Consider the following 4,364-nt stretch of genomic DNA (forward strand, 5'->3'; position numbering starts at 1 on the left):
GCTGCGTTTGTGAGGATGTTTGCGGCGGCTTCGACATAGGCGAAGGGGAGGAAGACGTTGTCCTGTGCGATGGCGCGGTCGGCGCGGACCATGACCTGGACGCTGCCGCGCCGTGTGGTCAGCCGGATCATGTCGCCGGGCTCGATGCCCATGGCGCGCAGGGTGGCGGGGTGCATCGAGCAGTTGGCCTCGGGCTCGACCGCGTCGAGCACGGTGGCCCGCCGGGTCATCGAGCCGGTGTGCCAGTGTTCCAGCTGCCGCCCGGTGATCAGCACGAAGGGATAGTCCGCATCGGGGCGCTCGTCGGGTTCGACGATCCTGGCCGGGGTGAAGCGGGCCCGCTTGTTGGCGCGCGGGAAGCCGTCGCCAAAGACGATGGCCTGGCCCGGATCCTCGGGGCTGAGCGAGGGATAGGTGACCGCCTCGCCCTCGAGCCGCTCCCAGGTGATGTTGTCGAGCGATTTCATGTTCCGCTTCATCTCGGCAAAGACCTGGCTGGGGTGGGTGTAATCCCAGTCGAGGCCCAGGCGCCTGGCCAGTTCCACCTCGATCCACCAGTCTTCGCGCGCCTCGCCCGGGGGCGCCACGGCGGGGCGGCCCATCTGCACCTGGCGGTTGGTATTGGTCACGGTTCCGGTCTTTTCCGCCCAGGCGCTGGCGGGCAGGATCACGTCGGCATAGTTCGCCGTTTCCGTCAGGAAGATATCCTGCACCACCAGGTGGTCGAGCATCGCCAGCGCGGCGCGGGCATGATCCACATCGGGGTCCGACATGGCCGGGTTCTCGCCCAGGATATACATGCCCCTGATGTCGCCATGGTGGATCGCATGCATGATCTCGACCACGGTCAGCCCCTTCTGGTTCGAGAAGTCGCCCGAGTTCCAGACAGAGGTAAAGGCCGAGCGCACGCCATCATCGGTGACCGACTGGTAATCGGGCAAAAACATCGGGATCAGCCCCGCATCGGACGCGCCCTGCACATTGTTCTGACCGCGCAGGGGGTGCAGGCCCGCGCCGGGCTTGCCCACATTGCCGGTCATCAGCGCCAGAGAGATCAGGCAGCGCGAGTTGTCGGTGCCATGGATATGCTGGCTGACGCCCATGCCCCAGAAGATCATGCCCGCCTTGCCCGCCGCGAATGTGCGCGCCGCGTCGCGCAGATCACCGGCCGCGATGCCGCAGATGGGCTCCATCTTCTCAGGGCTGTACTCGGCCAGATGCGCCTTCATCTCCTCCCAGTTCTCGGTGAACTGGTCGATATAGGCCTGGTCATACAGCCCCTCTTCGACGATCACGTTCATCATCGCGTTCAGCATCGACACATCCGCGCCCGGCTTGAACTGCAACCGGTGGGTGGCAAAGCGGCCCATGCCGACGCCGCGCGGGTCGCAGACGATCAGCTTGCCGCCGCGTTTGGTGAACTGCTTGAAATAGGTCGCCGCCACGGGATGGTTCTCGATCGGGTTGCAGCCGATCACGATGGCCACATCCGCGTTCTCGATCTCGTTGAAGGTCGCGGTCACCGCGCCCGAGCCGACATTCTCGAGCAGCGCCGAGACCGAGGAGGCATGGCAGAGCCGGGTGCAATGGTCGACATTGTTATGGCCAAAGCCCTGGCGGATCAGCTTCTGGAACAGATAGGCCTCTTCGTTCGAGCATTTGGCGCTGCCGAACCCGGCCACATAGCTGCCCTTTTGCGCGCGCAGATCGGCCAGGCCGCGGGCGGCAAAATCCAGCGCCTCCTCCCAGCTGGCCTCGCGGAAATGGCTCAGCGGATTGCCCGGGTCGACGTTCAGCCCCTTGGGCGCGCCCTCCCGCCGGATCAGCGGCTTGGTCAGCCGGTGCGGGTGGTCGATATAGTCAAAGCCGAACCGCCCCTTGACGCAGAGCCGGCTTTCATTGGCCGGACCGTCGACGCCGGTCACGTATTTGATCTTGTTGTCCTTGACCTTGAAGCTCAGCTGGCAGCCCACGCCGCAGAACGGGCAGACGGATGTCACCTCGCGGTCGTAATCGGCGCTGTCGCCATGCTGATAGCTGTCCAGCACGGTCGCCGGCATCAGCGCGCCGGTCGGACAGGCCTGCACGCATTCGCCGCAGGCCACGCAGGTCGAGGCGCCCATCGGGTCGTTCTGGTCGAACACCACCTGCGCCCCGGCCCCGCGCCCGGCCATGCCGATCACGTCGTTCACCTGCACCTCGCGACAGGCGCGCACGCAGAGATTGCAGTTGATGCAGGCATCCAGATTGACCCGCATCGCCACATGGCTGTCGTCGAGCAGCGGCACGCTGTCGGGCGTCTTGGCGGGAAAGCGGCTCTCGCTCACCCCGTTCAGACCGGCCATGGCGTGGAAATGGCTGGACGCGTCATGCGCCACCTCGGGCTGGTCGGCCAGCAACAGCTCGACCACCATCTTGCGGGCGCCCTCGGCGCGGGCGCTGTCGGTGGTGACCACCATGCCCTCGGCCACCGGCCGGATGCAGGAGGCCACCAGCGTGCGCTCGCCCGCGACCTCGACCATGCAGGCGCGGCAATTGCCGTCCGGGCGATAGCCGGGGTCGGGCTTGTGGCAGAGATGCGGGATCACCAGGCCGCGGCCATGCGCCGCCTCCCAGATGGTCAGCCCCTCGGGCACGGTGACCTCTTCGCCATTGAGGGTGAAGCTCACCATCTCGACATGTGCGCCGTCGGCCATCTCAGATCTCCTCCGCGAAGTGTTTCATGGTCAGCCGGATCGGGTTCGGCGCCGCCTGGCCCAGACCGCAGATCGAGGCATCCGCCATCACCTGGCACAGCTCTTCCAGCAGCGGCCGGTCCCAGTGTTCGGCCTGCATCAGCTTGACCGCCTTTTCGCAGCCCGCCCGGCAGGGGGTGCACTGGCCACAGCTCTCGTCCTCGAAAAAGCGCAGCATGTTCAGCGCCGCGTCGCGCGCGCTGTCCTGCTGGCTCAGCACCACCACCGCCGCCGAGCCGATGAAGCTGCCATGGGGCTGCAACGTGTCAAAATCCAGCGGGATGTCATCCATGCTCGCCGGCAGCAGGCCCGACGACGGCCCGCCCGGCTGATAGGCCTTGAACACATGGCCCGCCGCCATGCCGCCCGCCGCCGCGATCACGTCGCGGATGGTCGAGCCCGCCGGCAGCAGATGCACCCCGGGCTTCGCCACCCGGCCCGAGACCGAATAGCTGCGCAGGCCCTTGCGGCCGTTCTTCTCGACCGAATTCAGAACCTCCGGCCCCTCGCGGCAGATGCGCGCAACCCAATGCAATGTCTCGATATTATGGACCAGCGTCGGACGGTCGAACAGACCCACCTGCGCCACGAAGGGCGGCCGGTGGCGCGGCAGGCCGCGCTTGCCCTCGATGCTCTCGATCATCGCGCTTTCTTCGCCGCAGATATAGGCGCCCGCGCCCCGGCGCAGGTCGATATAGCCTTTGGCCACGATCCCGGCCGCCTCCAGCGCCGCGATCTCGGCGGCCAGGATCTCCAGCACGGCGGGGTATTCGTCGCGCATGTAGATATAGCAGGTCTCGGCCTCGACCGCCCAGGCCGCGATCAGCATGCCCTCGAGGAACAGATGCGGTACCCGCTCCAGGTAATGGCGGTCCTTGAAGGTGCCCGGCTCGCCTTCGTCGCCATTCACCGCCAGGTAACGCGGGCCCGGATTGGCCCGCACAAAGCCCCATTTGCGCCCCGAGGGGAAACCCGCGCCGCCCAGGCCGCGCAGGCCCGCCGACAGTACGCTGTCCTGCACCGCTTCCCAGTCGCCGCACGCCCGCAGGTCCTTGAGCACCGCGTAGCCGCCCGCCGCCGCATAGGCGTCGAACCCCTCGTAATCGGGCAGATGCGCATGGGTATCGCCCGCCGCGATCGCCGCCCGCACCTTCTCCGGCGTGGCGTGATCGATATGGTTATGGCCCAGCTCCAGCACCGGCGCCGTGTCGCAGCGCCCCATGCAGGGCGCCCGCAACACCCGCACCTGGCCCGGATCGAGCCCCTCTTCCAGCGCCGCGCGCAGCTGCTCGGCCCCGGCCAGCTCGCAACTCAGCGAATCGCAGACCCGGATCGTCAGCGCCGGCGGCGGTGTCTCGCCCTCCTTCACCACGTCAAAATGCGCGTAAAAGGTTGCGGTCTCGTAAACCTCCGCCTGCCCCAGCTTCATCTCGAACGCCAAAGCCGCAAGATGATCCGCCGACAGATGACCGTAAGCGTCCTGGATCAGGTGCAGAAACTCGATCAGCAAATCCCGCCGCCGCGGACGATCCCCCAGCAAAGCCCGTACAGCCGCCAAACCCTCATCGCTATAAACACGACCCTTCGGCAATCGACGCCCTCGACCACGACCACTCTTCCATACGCCCG

2 protein-coding genes are annotated in these 4,364 nt (G+C 66.8%); both read right to left on the minus strand.

Features of this window, described 5'->3' with window-relative positions:
* Nucleotides 1-2,696 (minus strand): formate dehydrogenase subunit alpha (fdhF, locus tag AC2FNY_RS20925; protein WP_496803642.1); only part of this gene is annotated, 2,696 nt, incomplete at its 3' end.
* Between the two features lies 1 nt (nucleotide 2,697).
* Nucleotides 2,698-4,364: NAD(P)H-dependent oxidoreductase subunit E (locus tag AC2FNY_RS20930; protein ID WP_496803643.1), on the minus strand; the 1,667-nt coding region annotated here is incomplete at its 5' end.

The sequence above is a fragment of the Ruegeria sp. BHSC223 genome (genome assembly GCF_059613025.1).